At 58.5% G+C, this 14,827-nt stretch carries 15 protein-coding genes and 1 tRNA gene; 9 read left to right on the top strand and 7 right to left on the bottom strand.

Going from position 1 to position 14,827, the window contains the following annotated elements:
- Positions 1 to 209: 209 nt before the first annotated feature.
- Both ABWL43_RS22325 and ABWL43_RS22320 read right to left on the bottom strand, forming a co-directional pair.
- On the bottom strand, positions 210 to 389 hold the full coding sequence (locus tag ABWL43_RS22325) for a PA3371 family protein (RefSeq protein ID WP_106576125.1): 180 nt from the start codon (positions 387 to 389) through the stop codon (positions 210 to 212).
- A 10-nt stretch (positions 390 to 399) separates the two neighbouring features.
- Entirely contained in the window at positions 400 to 627 is a 228-nt protein-coding gene (locus tag ABWL43_RS22320; RefSeq protein WP_145159360.1) for a hypothetical protein, read from the bottom strand.
- Between the two features lie 328 nt (positions 628 to 955).
- Between ABWL43_RS22320 and ABWL43_RS22315 the strand changes: the two genes are divergently transcribed.
- Positions 956 to 1,032: transfer RNA gene (locus ABWL43_RS22315), tRNA-Arg, on the top strand.
- Between the two features lie 280 nt (positions 1,033 to 1,312).
- On the top strand, positions 1,313 to 2,698 hold the full coding sequence (locus ABWL43_RS22310) for an MFS transporter (RefSeq protein WP_145159359.1): 1,386 nt from the start codon (positions 1,313 to 1,315) through the stop codon (positions 2,696 to 2,698).
- A 61-nt stretch (positions 2,699 to 2,759) separates the two neighbouring features.
- Here ABWL43_RS22310 and ABWL43_RS22305 read toward each other — a convergent pair whose 3' ends face one another.
- The 4 genes from ABWL43_RS22305 to flgA form a co-directional block, all read right to left on the bottom strand.
- Positions 2,760 to 3,509: a flagellar brake protein gene (locus ABWL43_RS22305; RefSeq protein WP_119741971.1), complete on the bottom strand. Its 750-nt coding sequence runs from the start codon at positions 3,507 to 3,509 to the stop codon at positions 2,760 to 2,762.
- A gap of 96 nt (positions 3,510 to 3,605) precedes the next feature.
- Positions 3,606 to 4,076, bottom strand: a complete 471-nt coding sequence (locus tag ABWL43_RS22300; RefSeq protein ID WP_145159358.1) for a flagella synthesis protein FlgN — start codon at positions 4,074 to 4,076, stop codon at positions 3,606 to 3,608.
- A 48-nt stretch (positions 4,077 to 4,124) separates the two neighbouring features.
- Positions 4,125 to 4,448 carry a flagellar biosynthesis anti-sigma factor FlgM gene (gene flgM, locus ABWL43_RS22295; RefSeq protein ID WP_145159357.1) on the bottom strand — a complete coding sequence of 108 codons (324 nt, stop codon included), beginning with the start codon at positions 4,446 to 4,448 and terminating at the stop codon, positions 4,125 to 4,127.
- 142 nt (positions 4,449 to 4,590) lie between these two features.
- The gene (flgA, locus tag ABWL43_RS22290) at positions 4,591 to 5,349 is read right to left on the bottom strand and encodes a flagellar basal body P-ring formation chaperone FlgA (protein WP_262208539.1); all 759 of its coding nucleotides are present in this window, start codon (positions 5,347 to 5,349) and stop codon (positions 4,591 to 4,593) included.
- 81 nt (positions 5,350 to 5,430) lie between these two features.
- Here flgA and ABWL43_RS22285 point away from each other — a divergent pair, with 81 nt between their 5' ends.
- The 7 genes from ABWL43_RS22285 (at position 5,431) to ABWL43_RS22255 (ending at position 11,819) form a co-directional block, all read left to right on the top strand.
- Positions 5,431 to 6,363, top strand: a complete 933-nt coding sequence (locus tag ABWL43_RS22285) for a chemotaxis protein CheV (protein WP_242196171.1) — start codon at positions 5,431 to 5,433, stop codon at positions 6,361 to 6,363.
- Between the two features lie 43 nt (positions 6,364 to 6,406).
- Complete coding sequence (gene cheR / locus ABWL43_RS22280; RefSeq protein WP_119741973.1) at positions 6,407 to 7,234, top strand: protein-glutamate O-methyltransferase CheR; 828 nt, start codon at positions 6,407 to 6,409, stop codon at positions 7,232 to 7,234.
- Between the two features lie 353 nt (positions 7,235 to 7,587).
- Positions 7,588 to 7,995, top strand: coding sequence for a flagellar basal body rod protein FlgB (gene flgB / locus ABWL43_RS22275; protein ID WP_010208346.1), 408 nt, complete (start codon positions 7,588 to 7,590; stop codon positions 7,993 to 7,995).
- Between the two features lie 3 nt (positions 7,996 to 7,998).
- A complete protein-coding gene (gene flgC / locus ABWL43_RS22270) occupies positions 7,999 to 8,451 on the top strand; it encodes a flagellar basal body rod protein FlgC (protein ID WP_106576134.1) in 453 nt (150 codons plus the stop codon).
- A gap of 16 nt (positions 8,452 to 8,467) precedes the next feature.
- The gene (flgD, locus tag ABWL43_RS22265; RefSeq protein ID WP_242196168.1) at positions 8,468 to 9,202 is read left to right on the top strand and encodes a flagellar hook assembly protein FlgD; all 735 of its coding nucleotides are present in this window, start codon (positions 8,468 to 8,470) and stop codon (positions 9,200 to 9,202) included.
- A gap of 31 nt (positions 9,203 to 9,233) precedes the next feature.
- Positions 9,234 to 10,544, top strand: a complete 1,311-nt coding sequence (flgE, locus tag ABWL43_RS22260) for a flagellar hook protein FlgE (protein WP_262208538.1) — start codon at positions 9,234 to 9,236, stop codon at positions 10,542 to 10,544.
- Between the two features lie 189 nt (positions 10,545 to 10,733).
- Positions 10,734 to 11,819, top strand: coding sequence for a hypothetical protein (locus ABWL43_RS22255; RefSeq protein WP_262208537.1), 1,086 nt, complete (start codon positions 10,734 to 10,736; stop codon positions 11,817 to 11,819).
- A gap of 89 nt (positions 11,820 to 11,908) precedes the next feature.
- On the opposite strand, the gene ABWL43_RS22250 is transcribed toward ABWL43_RS22255, so the two are convergent.
- Complete coding sequence (locus tag ABWL43_RS22250) at positions 11,909 to 14,806, bottom strand: ribonucleoside-diphosphate reductase subunit alpha (RefSeq protein ID WP_145159319.1); 2,898 nt, start codon at positions 14,804 to 14,806, stop codon at positions 11,909 to 11,911.
- Positions 14,807 to 14,827: the final 21 nt, after the last annotated feature.

Below are 14,827 nucleotides of genomic sequence, written 5' to 3'. Positions count from 1 at the left end.
ACTCATTTGCATTTTTGCGGACTGGTTTGAAAACTTTTCAACGAGTGATTCCGCAAAGGAACTTCTCGCAAGTCCAGGCCACGGCAGGGTTTGAGGCCGCACATCCTATAGCAATATGGCCTTTTGCCCTCGTGTTTAAGACTAGTGGCAATTTGCCGATTTACTAGCACGAGGCGACATAAGGTAGGGGGACAAGCAGGAGGGAGGGATCAGCGTAAGACGGGGTCGAATTTGATTCTGCGGCCCACGATGAGCGTCAGCAGCAGAAGGCTTGCACATACACCGGCAGCAACAAAAGCGGTGGTCTGCGCATCTTGGGCATCGGCGCCAAGGCCTGCGATGCCGGTTGCAACGGTCAGGCACAAAAACAGCCAGGCAGATTTAGTCATTCGCGATCCCTCAGAAAACCCAGTGTTCAGATGCTGGCGCGGCCTGACTGCCCTGGGTCAGGCGTACCGGCGATTGTGCGTTGGGCGTCATCACCGCCAATTGCGGGCGTTGTTGCAAATGGTGCGGCACCGCCTGGCTGATCTGTGCGGGATCATTGCTGCCAGTCGATTGAAAATGGAAGGTCACCAGTGCAGCAAGGGCTACGGTGTTGAGGGCTAACAGAAGGGCACTGTTCATGGTCATGTTCTCCGCTTAACGCCGTGGCCGGTTAGGTTTTGTAGGAGAAGTATTGCAGGTCTCGTGCCAAACTATTATTTCAATAAAATCAGTGGTTTAAGTCTACTTTAACGGCCCGTAAGGTTGCAATTTGCAATGCTGGCATTTTGGGGGAGTGCATTTTGCACGACGGTGATGGATCCCCCGGTTTTACGGGTTCAAACCGCGCTCTGCAGAACAAGGACAGGCCTACGCTCAAAAAGCCAACGGACGACATGACAAAACCTACCTCGGCCGTTAACATGCACGCCGTCCGTCGCCGCGCCTCTTGTCCGGTGGCTGTCATTTTGTCCCAGTAGCTCAATTGGATAGAGCATCCCCCTCCTAAGGGGAAGGTTGGCCGTTCGAACCGGCCCTGGGACACCAGATTCAGCACCTGTGAAAAAGCCCCGTCCAGAGCGCTCTGGCGGGGCTTTTTTGTGCGCGCCTGGTGAACACCGTTCGAACCTTGCAGCCGTTGAGGGTTCACAGCAGGTGCGCGGTGTATTTATCGCAAACTGTGTACCTTGCACATGGCCAGGCAGCGTCTGAGCCATATGCAAAATATTCCCCGGATACAGCCGATATCGCCTGTCCGGACCCGGCAACCCCGGACTATCATGCCGATAGCCCTGACTCTCACTGCAAGGAGCCGCTCGGAACGCCGATGCGCCAGATCTGGAAATCTTTTCGAGCCCTTTATTTCGCCTCCTTGATGATGTTGATCGGGTCCGGCCTGCTCAGCACCTACCTTGCCTTGCGCCTGGCAGCCGACCACGTCGACAGTCTGTGGGTGGGTGCGCTGATGGCGGCTAACTACTTTGGCCTGGTGTTGGGCGGCAAGATCGGGCACCGCCTGATCGCCCGTGTCGGGCATATTCGTGCCTATGCCACGTGTGCCGGGATTGTCGGGGCTGCCGTTTTGGGCCATGGCCTGATCAACTGGCTGCCCGCCTGGATCGTACTGCGGATGATCGTGGGCCTGGGGATGATGTGCCAGTACATGGTCATCGAGAGCTGGCTCAATGAGCAGGCGGACGCCAAGCAGCGTGGCGTGGTGTTCAGCGGTTATATGATTGCCTCCTACCTCGGGCTGGTGCTGGGTCAACTGATCCTGGTGATGCATCCGGAGCTCGGCCTCGAACTGCTGATGTTGGTCGCGCTGTGCTTCGCCCTGTGCCTGGTGCCGGTCGCCATGACCCGGCGCATTCACCCGGCGCCTTTGCATCCTGCGCCGATGGAGCCGCGCTTCTTTATAAAGCGCGTGCCTCAGTCGCTTAGTACCGTGTTGGGCGCAGGGCTGATCGTAGGTTCGTTCTATGGTCTGGCACCGCTCTATGCTTCGCAGCAAGGCCTGACCACCGAGCAAGTGGGTCTGTTCATGGGTAGCTGCATTTTCGCCGGGCTGGTGGTGCAGTGGCCTTTGGGCTGGCTCTCAGACCGCTATGACCGCGCCCTGCTGATTCGGTGTTTTGCCTTATGCCTGGCGGTGGCAGCGTTGCCGTTGGCGCTGCTCACCAAGGTGCCTCTGGAAGTGCTGTTCGTGGCCGGGTTTTTGTGTTCCCTGGTGCAGTTCTGCCTGTATCCGTTGGCGGTGGCGTTTTCCAATGACCACGTCGAGGGCGATCGGCGGGTATCGCTGACCGCGATGTTGCTGGTCACCTACGGCATCGGCGCCAGTGTCGGGCCGCTGCTGGCGGGCGTGGTCATGAAGCTGTTCGGCAGCCATATGCTGTATGCGTTTTTCAGCCTGTGTGCGTTGATTCTGGTGTGGCGTATCCGGCCGAAGGCGGTGACCAACCTGCACCAAGTGGACGATGCGCCGCTGCACCACGTGGCAATGCCTGACAGCATGTCCAGCTCGCCGCTGGTGGCATGTCTGGACCCTCGGGTGGATGAGGCGGTGGTGCAGGAGCAGATGCAGACTACCGTGCCGGATCCTGAGCCTGACACTGATCCACAGCCGCCAGTAGACGAGCCAGCTTTCGAAGGGCCGCCGGAACCTCTGGGGCCGGAGGAGCATCCTCACGACTTGAGCAGGGCGCGCCCCTGAATGCAAAAACGGGCAGATCCCATCAGGATCCGCCCGTTTTTTTTGCCGCAATGCTTAACGCTTAAAGATCATCGTCTTTGTCAAAGCGTCGCGCCTCGCGCTGCAACTGATACACAAACCGCTCAACCTGGCGCTGCACCAGCCCGCTCATGTTGTGAAAGCGCACGCCGGCGAAGGTGGTGTTGATCTTGTCTTCGAAGTGCAGGTAACGCAGCTCGACAGAGGTGGTCATGCTGCCAAAGGGCAGGGCGGCAATAAAGCGGTCATAGACCTGGCCCAGCTGCAGGCGCTCGGAAATGTCGCCTTCAAAGCGCAATTTGCAGCCGGTGGCGGAGATGTCCAGAAGCTTGCCGCTGATCGGCGCCTTGAGCTTCTCGCCGCCCAGTTCGATGCTGACCAGTTGCGCCAGCTTCAACGCCGCGCGAAAGGCATTGCGGCGTTGGTGGTAAACCACCTCGTCGGGCATGCTGCCGGTGTAGATGCGGTGGCCGTCTTTTTCACTGATGGTCAGCGTGCCGTTGCTTTCCCAGGCGACGCGTACGCCATCGTGGAAACCTTCGATACGAAAGGGTTCGCCATTCTCGAGGTAGCGTTCACCGTCACGCGGAATCATTTCGTCCAGGATCAGCGTCTTGCTGTCCCGGTCAACGTCCACCAGGTAGCTTTGAAAGCGCTGGCTGCGTTCATGGAAAGTGATGATCAGTGGATCATGGCTTTCTTGCAGCATCCGTAATGTGCTGGCGATTTCCAGAGGCGTGGTGAGCACCTTGGGTGGCTGCGGAGCATCTTCCGCATTAAGGGCGTTGAACACGGTTCTTCCATCTCCAGACAAAATACGACTACACGCAAGAACCGGCATTTTGCCAGCATGTAGCGCGCCTTGGATAGGGCGCGCTGTAAACCACTGTCAGGCTTGGCTGCGGGTGCTTGGCTTGACCAGACGCGAGGTGGAACCCTGGGCGTTATACAGCGCCGGGGGTTCTCCGCCGTGAAGGATGCGCAACTGATTGGCCGTCGTCGCTTGCTGCAGCTGGATCGACTGACCGTTGAGCAGGTTGGCTTCCTGGCACTGGGCAAGTAATTGATTAAGTGCGGTGCTCTGCGCCAGCAACTGATCGCCAACCGAAGAATGGCTGGCCAGTTGTGCGAGGCCGTCGTGATCAGCCGGGAGGCCCAGGCTGAGAAGAATTTCGCTGCGCTTTTTGCCGTGCTGTTCAAGCAGCACAATCAGCGACTGCTTGCGCGCCAGAATTTCTTCCAGCAAGCGCATGTCCCGGCCGTACAGGGCCAGGGACTCTTCCTTTAGCAGCTCGAGCAAATGTTGCGTCGGCGCCAGATCATCAATGATCAGTTGAAGCAAATGTTCGTCGTGGTGCATGGCTGGCCTTGGGTTTTAAGCGTCCAAAAGCCCTGCGCAGGCCTTTGCCTAGCGCTCGGCTTCGAAGTTAAGCAGCTTGCTGGCTACACGGCTGCTGTCGACTTTATAGCTGCCATCGGCAACGGCCTGTTTCAACTCGGCCACACGGGCTTTATTGACAACCGGCTGGTCGCGCAGCGAGTCAGTGACCTTTTGCAACTGTTGAGCCTCATTGCTCAGGTGAACCGATTCCCCGCTTTGGCTGGCGCTGGCCTGTTCGGTCTTGGCGGGCGCTGGCTGGGCCTTGGCTTCTACGCTGTCCTTGGCACCGCTGGTGCGCGTATTGCCGGGCAATGCCGGGGTGTTATTCAAACGACTGAAATCGATGACCATGATAAAAAAACCTCTGGGTATTTGGACGCTTGCCATGTTTTCGGCCATACCCGGACAAACTTTAGGCTCGATTGACAATAAACCTGTACAGGTCGACATCCAGAACACAGTGTAGGAAAAGCTGGCGCTTGATACCAGTGATCTATAAAGCGACCTCGACTTGGCCTGGCGCCATCACCTGTGCCTTGATCACGCGATTGGAATTGAGGTTCTTGACCCGGATCTGTTCGCTCATGCCGCCATTGGACAGCGCCTCGCCCGGCATCTTTACCGTCAGCCCGCCGCTGCTGGCGGAAATCACCACTTGGTCGCCCTTGCGAATCACTTCAGCCTGTTCCAGATGCACCAGCGTAATCACCTGGTCGGTGACCATTGGTCGGGTAAGTTTTTGCCCGACGGCCTGGTCCACAGAGGTGAGATAACCCTGGCTGATCGAGCTGATATCCCGTTCACGCAGCGCAACGTCTTCAAACCCGATGATGCCCGTCCGTTTGAGCGGGCGTGTGACAACCACTACATCACGAAACAGTTTGACCTGCGCCGGGACGAACACAGTCCAGGGCGAGGCGCCGTCGCAGCGTACTTTGACCGTCACGCGGCCGATGGGCTGGGCGGGGCTTTCCAGGGTGGCTGTCAATTCCTTGTCGCACATGGGCATGCGCAGGCGCGGGTCCAACTGGTTCACCTGAATTTCATAACGTCCCGGCGTCTGCGTGGTCGCCAGATAATCTTCTACAGTGAATTCAAGAAAGCCTTGAGTGACGCCGATAAGGAGATCAGGCAGGGTGACATTATCTGCACGGGCCATGGTGCCCGTGCCCAAGGCAAGCAATGCCAGCCAGACGCAGACAACTCTGCGGTAGCGTGGGATGCGTCGGGAAACTGTCGTTTTAAGGTTCATAAATCAATAAATAGCAAAGCTCGTGCCGTTTAGTGTTGGGTACGCGTCGTACCCCTAAGGTTTTTGCGTAGGAGTCTGGGCATGGCAGGAGTAATGGATTCAGTAAACCAGCGCACACAGCTGGTAGGGCAGAATCGCCTGGAGTTGTTGCTTTTTCGCCTGGACGGCAAGCAGCTGTACGGCATCAACGTGTTTAAAGTGCGGGAAGTGCTGCAGTGTCCCAAACTGACGATCATGCCCAAGTCCAGTCCGGTGGTGTGTGGCGTGGCCAACATTCGTGGTGCGACCATTCCCATTCTTGACCTGGCCTTGGCCACCGGCTCTGCGGGGCTGCAGGACCGTCAGAATCCGTTCGTGATCATTACCGAATACAACACCAAGACCCAGGGTTTCCTGGTGCGCTCGGTAGAGCGCATCGTCAACATGAACTGGGAGGAGATCCACCCGCCGCCCAAGGGCACGGGGCGCGATCACTACCTGACGGCGGTGACACGGGTCGATAACCAGTTGGTGGAAATCATCGACGTGGAGAAGATCCTCGCGGAAGTTGCACCGACCTCCGAGTCGATTTCGGTAGGCGTCGTCGACGCCGAAACGGCGCACAAGGCAATCTCGCTGCGCGTGCTGACCGTGGACGACTCCTCGGTCGCGCGCAAGCAGGTGACCCGTTGCCTGCAGACCGTCGGCGTGGAAGTGGTGGCCCTCAACGACGGTCGCCAGGCCCTGGATTACCTGCGCAAGCTGGTGGATGAAGGCAAGAAGCCGGAAGAAGAATTTTTGATGATGATCTCCGACATCGAGATGCCGGAAATGGATGGCTACACGCTCACGGCCGAAATACGCAACGATCCACGCATGCAAAAATTGCATATCATCCTGCATACTTCGTTGTCGGGCGTATTCAATCAGGCGATGGTCAAGAAGGTCGGTGCCGATGACTTTCTGGCCAAATTCCGCCCTGATGACCTGGCATCCCGGGTAGTCGACCGGATCAAGGCAGCAGATCACGGCTAAGGGGAGTTCCCCTGGCGGTCACACGATTTAAGAGGCGGTATCATTGTCTACGGGTAATTTGGATTTCGAACAGTTCCGGGTCTTCCTGGAAAAAGCCTGTGGCATATTGCTCGGTGAAAACAAGCAGTACCTGGTATCCAGCCGCCTCAACAAACTGATGGAGCAGCAGGGCATCAAGTCGCTGGGCGAGTTGGTCCAGCGCATTCAGGGCCAGCCGCGCAGCGGGCTCAAGGAAATGGTGGTGGATGCCATGACCACCAACGAAACCCTGTGGTTTCGGGATACCTACCCCTTCGAAGTGCTCAAGAACAAAGTGCTGCCGGAGGCCATCAAGGCCAGCCCGGGCCAGCGCTTGCGTATCTGGTCGGCCGCTTGCTCCTCGGGGCAGGAACCGTACTCGATCTCGATGTCCATCGACGAATTCGAGCGCACGAACATGGGCCAGTTGAAGGCCGGGGCGCAGATTGTCGCCACTGACTTGTCCGGCACCATGCTCACCAATTGCAAGACCGGCGAGTACGACAGCCTGGCCCTGGGCCGTGGTTTGTCTCAGGAGCGCCTGCAGCGTTACTTCGACCCCAAAGGGGCGGGGCGCTGGGCAGTCAAGGCACCGATCAAGAGCCGGGTGGAGTTTCGTTCGTTCAACCTGCTCGACAGCTACGCCAGCCTGGGCAAGTTCGACATGGTGTTCTGCCGCAACGTGCTGATCTATTTCTCGGCCGAGGTGAAGAAAGACATCCTGTTGCGCATCCACGGCACGCTCAAGCGTGGTGGGTATCTGTTCCTTGGTGCGTCCGAGGCGCTGAACGGGTTGCCGGATCATTACCAGATGGTGCAGTGCAGTCCCGGTATCATTTACCAGGCCAAGTGATCGGCACATGAGCATTAAAAAACGGGAGGCCCCCAAAGGCCTCCCGTTTTTTATGCGCGCGATTCGGCAGGGTTCAAGCCCAGGCGACGCAATATTCAGTGTTCAGGCCGTTGCATTGAAGGGCTGCCTGCTGAACCTGTCGTCCAAGCAGCCGTGTCAGTGCCGGCAGTCTGCATAAAAGCGGCAACCGGTATTGCCGCTTTACTGGCGCCACGCGGAAGGCCGTTGCCGCTTTTCTGGCATTGCCACCGGCAAACTCTCCGCAAACCCTTGAATTACGGGCCTCGATGGAATTGGCATGCGCCTTGCTATAACCCTGTTACGAAAAGCAGGTCAGCCTAAAGGTTTCCGCCATGAGCATCAGCTTCGATAAAGCGCTCGGTATCCACGAACAAGCCCTGGGCTTCCGCGCCCAGCGTGCCGAAGTCCTGGCCAACAACATTGCCAACGCCGACACCCCGAACTACAAGGCTCGGGACCTGGACTTCTCTGCCGTGCTCGCCGCACAGCAGGACAAGACCAAGAACGGCACCTTCGCCTTGAACATGACCAACAGCCGTCATATTGAAGCGCAAGGCTTGAGCAATGGTGACGAGTCGTTGCTGTATCGCACGCCGATGCAGCCATCGATCGACCAGAACACCGTCGACGCTCAGCTGGAGCAATCGGCCTACGCCGAAAACTCGGTGAACTTCCAGGCCAGCTTCACCCTGCTCAACAGCAAATTCAAAGGGCTGATGTCAGCCCTGCGTGGAGAGTAAGCCATGTCCTTAGCCAGTGTTTTCAATATTGCCGGCAGTGGCATGAGCGCGCAGACCACGCGCCTGAACACCGTCGCCAGTAACATCGCCAACGCCGAGACCGTGTCTTCGAGCATTGACCAGACCTACCGTGCCCGTCACCCGGTGTTCGCCACCATGTTTCAGGACGGCCAAAGTGGCCAGAGCGGTAGCGGCGACTCGCTGTTCCAGAACCAGGACGCCGCAGGCCAGGGCGTGCAGGTGCTTGGCGTGGTCGAAGACCAGAGCAATCTGGAAGCCCGCTACGAACCCAACCATCCCGCCGCGAACGAAAAGGGTTACGTGTACTACCCCAACGTCAACGTGGTCGAGGAAATGGCCGACATGATTTCCGCCAGCCGCTCGTTCCAAACCAACGCGGAAATGATGAACACCGCCAAAACCATGATGCAGAAGGTCCTGACCCTGGGTCAGTGATAAGGGGCGCCAAATAATGGCCATTGTTGATAGCACTTCTACGACAACCAACACGCCGGTTCAGGACCTTTTCAACTCCAAGGTCAAGACCTCGACGGACAACAGCGGCCTCGCTTCGGTGGCCACGGCGGCCACCGGTAACCAGGCGCTGGGTAAAGATGCATTCCTGCAGCTGCTGGTAACCCAGCTGAAAAACCAGGACCCGCTGTCGCCACAGGACAATGGCGCCTTCGTGGCCCAGCTGGCTCAGTTCAGCAGCCTGGAAGGCATCAACACCCTGAACGACTCGGTGAATGCGATCTCCAGCAACTTCAGCTCCTCGCAAGCGCTGCAGGCGTCGTCGATGGTCGGGCGTTCGATCATCACCCAGACCGACAAGGCCATGGTTGATACCAGCAAGAGCATGACCGGCTCGGTGGCGGTGACCGCGGCGACGGGCAACGTCTCCGTGAAGATCACCGACAAGGACGGCAACGTGGTCCGCACCCTCGACATGGGCGCCCAAAGCGCCGGTGATTCCAGCTTTATCTGGGATGGCAAGGACGATAACGGCGAGGTCGCACCCGCCGGGACTTATACCTTCGCGGCCAGCACCAAAAATGATACGGGCGACTCGGTTGCCTTGTTGACTTCGCTGCCGGCAACAGTGACCAGCGTGACGTTGAGCCAGACCGGCGGCGAAATGCTGCTCAACCTTGCCGGCGGCATGGGCAGCGTCAAGCTGTCGCAAATTCAGACTATCGGTACATAGAGCCGGCTAAATACGGCAGAAGGAGAGAAACATGTCTTTTAACATCGGCCTTAGCGGCCTCTATGCGGCCAACAAACAACTGGACGTGACCGGCAACAACATCGCCAACGTCGCGACCACGGGCTTCAAGTCGTCCCGTGCCGAGTTCTCGGACATCTACGCCGCGTCCAAGCTGGGCACCGGCCAGAACAGTGTCGGCAGTGGTGTGAACCTGGCGGCCGTTTCCCAGCAGTTCACCCAGGGTGACGTCAACAACACCGGTGGTCTGCTGGACATGGCGATCCAGGGCGGCGGCTTCTTCGTTCAGAAGGGCAGTGACGGCTCGCTGGAATACACCCGCAGCGGTTCCTTCCGTTCGGATAAGGATGGCTACATCACCAACAACACCGGCACCTCGCGCCTGCAAGGCTACGCGGCGGACGCCGACGGCAACATCATCAAGGGCGCGCTGACCGACCTGCAATTGAACCTGTCGAACCTGCCGCCCAAGGCGTCCACCAAAGTCGATTCCACCAGTAACCTGAACTCGTCTTCGCCGGTGATCGATCAAACGACCAAGCCGTTTGATCCAACGGACTCCACCACCTTCAGCACCCAATACAACACCACCTTGTATGACACCCAGGGCAACGCCCACCCAATGGTGCAATACCTGGTGAAAACAGATTCCAACACCTGGAAATCCTACACCCTGATCGATGGCCGTAACCCTGACGGTTCGGCGCCTACCGGCACAGGCTCGACGCCGCCGGTCGCCTCGACGTTGAGCTTCGACGGTTCCGGCAAGCTCACCGGGATTGTCACGGGCACCACTTCCAGCACGACCTTGCAGCTGACCGGCTGGGTGCCAGGCACAGTGACCGACGGCGTGTGGACCCAAAACGGTGCGAACGCCAACCCAGGTGGGATTGCCATCAACATGAGCAACATCACCCAGTACAACTCGGCCACCTACCGTAACCCACCGGTCACCGATGGCTACGCCACCGGCCAGATCACCGGCCTGAACATTGACGGTAACGGCGTATTGTTCGCCACCTTCAGCAACCAGCAGAGCAAGTCCATCGGCCAGCTTTCCCTGGCCAGCTTCAACAACGAACAAGGCCTGCAGCCGGCGGGCGGCACCACTTGGAAAGAAACCTATGCATCGGGCCAGCCGGGTTACGACACCCCGCAAGCCGGTACCCTGGGTTCGATCGTGTCCAAATCCCTGGAGAACTCCAACGTCAACCTGACCAACGAGTTGGTGGACCTGATCAAGGCCCAGAGCAACTATCAGGCGAACGCCAAGACCATCTCCACTCAGAGCACCATCATGCAGACCATCATTCAGATGACCTGATGCTGTTGGCCTGACGCGCACGCGCAACAAAAGCCCCTCGATCGAGGGGCTTTTTTTTGCCTGCCATTTGGCATCGGGGAATATTCCCACCTCTCGCCTGATTACAGCCGACAGGCCCGTGTTGGAACCGGCCACACGGTTCTTCCCACTCATCAAGCCTCAACGTGTTCGATCACAAGGTGGCTCGGTATGGGAAGTTCGTCGATGTCCGGCCAAGGGGCTGGAGGTGTGCGTTATGGCGTTGGGTGGGCAGGGCAGTACCTGAATGGGGTCAGCCGATCAGAGGGCAACCGGGATGCGTTCGATGCCGATAAAGAGGCGGTCACGCAGCTTCTCAGGCAGTTGGATGACGCCGAGAAAACCTCCAAAAACCAGACGGTCCAGGACCTGCGCGACAAGCTCAATGACAAGCGAAACGCGCTGGGAGATGAAAAATTCAAAGCGATCCTTGAGCAGCTGAAGCGCGATGCGGTCACAGATTTTCTTGCGCTGTTGAAGAGGCTGTTTCCGGAGCTGTTTGCAGACGACGCGACTCCGTCTCCAACACCGCGTCCCACACCGTCGCCAGATCGCGGTGGCGGAGGCGGTGATGGCGGTCGGGTTAATCCAAGCGATTTTGGCGGCAGTGAGCCCATGAGTAATCTGCCGATTACCGAGGGCTCCAAGCATTTCAACTACAAGCCGGACGCAAGTAACCCGGGCAAGAAGCCGGACAATATCTGGAGTGGATTCAGCCAGGGGCCTGATGGTAATTGCGTCACGGTTGCCGCGATAAAGGGGGCGATGATGAAGTTTGGGCAGAAGCCCACTGATGTTTTCGCTGAGGTGCATGAGACCGCTGGTGGCTATCACGTCAAGATGCGCGATGGGTTCGAACTGGATTTATCCAAGGCTGAACTGAGGTACGCCGCCAGTTACGCGCAGTTCAAGGGGGACAACCCCTCGATGATGACCGACGCCAACTTCATGTACGCGGTGAGTGCCAAGCGTGCACAGATGGAAGGGAATGGTTTTGATGACAATCCCGAGGCTTCAAAACAGAGTTTTGCGCATGCGATGCAAAGCTTGAACAACGGTGAGATGGGGCAAGAGGCGCTGGACCGGCTTGGGTTGAAGGGCCTCTACAAAGCCTCTTCGAGTTCGGAGCTGGCAAGCGGCACACTGGGCGTTGTTGACTATGGCGGCCATTCAATGGCGGTAATTGGCGGGCGCGTGGAGTTGTGGGGAGGGCGGGGCGGCGCTCCCCAGGAAGGCAACGCCTACGAATTCGTTTAGCGTAAAAACAAAAAAACCGATAAACCCACTGCAGCAGGGTCTATCGGTTTTTTTCAACCCCGGGCAATCAAGCCCGGGATCAGCTCAGCTTATTGGCAAGCTTCGCAATCCGGCTCATCAATCGCGCAGGCCTTTGGCACTGGCGCTGGACCGGCTGGTGCTGCGAGAACCGAATCATCACCGTGGTTGCCGCCGCTGGAAACAGCGTTCAGCTTGCCGGTGTTGATGGTCGACTTCTCGGTGCTGGTCGCGGCCAGGGCACGGAGGTAGTAAGTGGTTTTCAGGCCACGGTACCAGGCCATGCGGTAGGTCACGTCGAGCTTCTTGCCCGATGCGCCAGCGATGTACAGGTTCAGCGATTGGGCCTGGTCGATCCACTTCTGACGGCGGCTGGCGGCGTCAACGATCCACTTGGTGTCCACTTCGAACGCAGTCGCGTAGAGCTCTTTGAGTTCTTGCGGGATGCGCTCGATCTGCTGCACCGAACCGTCGTAGTACTTCAGGTCGTTGATCATGACCGAGTCCCACAGGCCGCGGGCTTTCAGGTCGCGAACCAGGTACGGGTTGATCACGGTGAATTCGCCCGACAGGTTCGATTTCACATACAGGTTCTGGTAGGTCGGTTCGATCGACTGCGATACGCCAGTGATGTTGGCGATGGTGGCGGTCGGTGCGATGGCCATGATGTTGGAGTTACGAATGCCTTTCTGCACACGGGCACGTACCGGGGCCCAGTCCAGGGACTCTTCCAGGTCAACGTCGATGTACTTCTGGCCACGTTGCTCGATCAGGATCTGTTGCGAATCCAGCGGCAGGATGCCTTTGGACCACAGCGAACCCTGGAACGTCTCGTAGGCACCGCGCTCGTCGGCCAGGTCGCAGGAAGCCTGGATGGCGTAGTAGCTGACCGCTTCCATCGACTTGTCGGCGAACTCGACTGCAGCGTCCGAACCGTAAGGAATGTGCTGCAGGTACAGCGCGTCCTGGAAGCCCATGATGCCCAGGCCGACCGGACGGTGCTTGAAGTTGGAGTTCTGCGCCTGTGGTACCGAGTAGTAGTTGATGTCGATAACGTTATCGAGCATGCGAACGGCGGTATTCACGGTGCGTTCCAGCTTGGCGGTGTCCAGCTTGCCGTTGACGATGTGGTTCGGCAGGTTGATCGAGCCCAGGTTGCAAACGGCGATCTCGTCCTTGTTGGTGTTCAAGGTGATCTCGGTGCACAGGTTCGAGCTGTGGACCACGCCCACGTGCTGCTGCGGGCTGCGCAGGTTGCACGGGTCTTTGAAGGTCAGCCATGGGTGGCCGGTTTCAAACAGCATGGACAGCATTTTGCGCCACAGGTCTTTGGCCTGGATGGTCTTGAACAGCTTGATCTTGCCTGGGTACTGGGACAGGGCTTCGTAGTACTCGTAACGCTCCTCGAAGGCCTTGCCGGTCAGGTCGTGCAGGTCCGGTACTTCGGATGGCGAGAACAGGGTCCACGGGCCGTCATCGAAGACACGCTTCATGAACAGGTCAGGGATCCAGTTGGCGGTGTTCATGTCGTGGGTACGACGACGGTCATCACCGGTGTTCTTGCGCAGCTCGATGAACTCTTCAATGTCCATGTGCCAGGTTTCCAGGTAGGCACACACAGCGCCTTTGCGCTTGCCACCCTGGTTCACGGCTACAGCGGTGTCGTTCACTACTTTGAGGAACGGTACAACGCCCTGGGACTTGCCGTTGGTGCCCTTGATGTACGAACCCAGTGCACGCACAGGGGTCCAGTCGTTGCCCAGGCCGCCGGCGAATTTGGACAACATGGCGTTGTCGTGGATCGCGTGGTAGATGCCCGACAGGTCATCCGGCACGGTGGTCAGGTAGCAGCTCGACAGCTGTGGACGCAGGGTACCGGCGTTGAACAGGGTCGGGGTCGACGACATGTAGTCGAAGGACGACAACAGGTTGTAGAACTCGATGGCGCGGTCTTCTTTGTGCTTCTCTTCGATCGCCAGGCCCATGGCCACGCGCATGAAGAACACTTGCGGCAGTTCGAAACGGATACCGTCCTTGTGGATGAAGTAACGGTCGTACAGGGTCTGCAGGCCCAGGTAGGTGAACTGCTGATCGCGCTCGTGGTTGATCGCCTTGCCGAGTTTTTCCAGGTCGAAGGTGGCCAGGATCGGGTTGAGCAATTCGAACTCGATACCCTTGGCGATGTAGGCAGGCAGGGCCTTGGCGTACAGGTCAGCCATCTCGTGGTGGGTGGCGCTGTCGGCGACTTTCAGGAAGCCCAGGCCTTCGGCACGCAGGGTGTCCATCAGCAGGCGCGCGGTCACGAACGAGTAGTTCGGCTCACGTTCAACCAGGGTACGGGCGGTCATCACCAAGGCGGTGTTGACGTCGGTCAGGGCCACGCCGTCGTACAGGTTCTTCAGGGTTTCGCGCTGGATCAGGTCACCGTCGACTTCTTCCAGGCCTTCGCAGGCCTCGGTGATGATGGTGTTCAGGCGGCCCAGGTCCAGCGGTGCAAAGGTGCCGTCAGCCAGGGTGATGCGGATCGACGGGTGAGCTTGCACGGCAGCTTCTTCAGCCGGGGTGCGTACAGCGCGCTCTTTGGCGCGCGAGTCACGGTAGATCACGTAGTCGCGGGCAACTTTCTGCTCGCCGGCACGCATCAGGGCCAGTTCGACCTGGTCCTGGATTTCTTCGATGTGGATGGTGCCGCCCGAGGGCATGCGACGCTTGAAGGTCGCAGTGACTTGTTCGGTCAGGCGGGCAACAGTGTCATGGATGCGCGACGAGGCAGCAGCGGTGCCGCCTTCAACTGCAAGAAACGCTTTGGTGATGGCGACGGTGATTTTGTCATCGGTGTAAGGAACGACAGTGCCGTTACGCTTGATCACTCGCAGTTGGCCAGGTGCAGTGGCGGACAGATCCAGGTTCGAATCAGCGGCCTGCGGCACGGAGCCCTGCGGGTTCTCGCGAGTTGTGTCGGTTTGCATGGGGGGTTGTCTCCACATTCT

Origin of the sequence: Pseudomonas sp. HT11 (assembly GCF_044875395.1) — a bacterium.
Lineage (GTDB): Bacteria > Pseudomonadota > Gammaproteobacteria > Pseudomonadales > Pseudomonadaceae > Aquipseudomonas.
The sequence above is the reverse complement of the archived record's forward strand: the minus strand, read 5'-3'. Positions and strand labels throughout refer to the sequence as shown.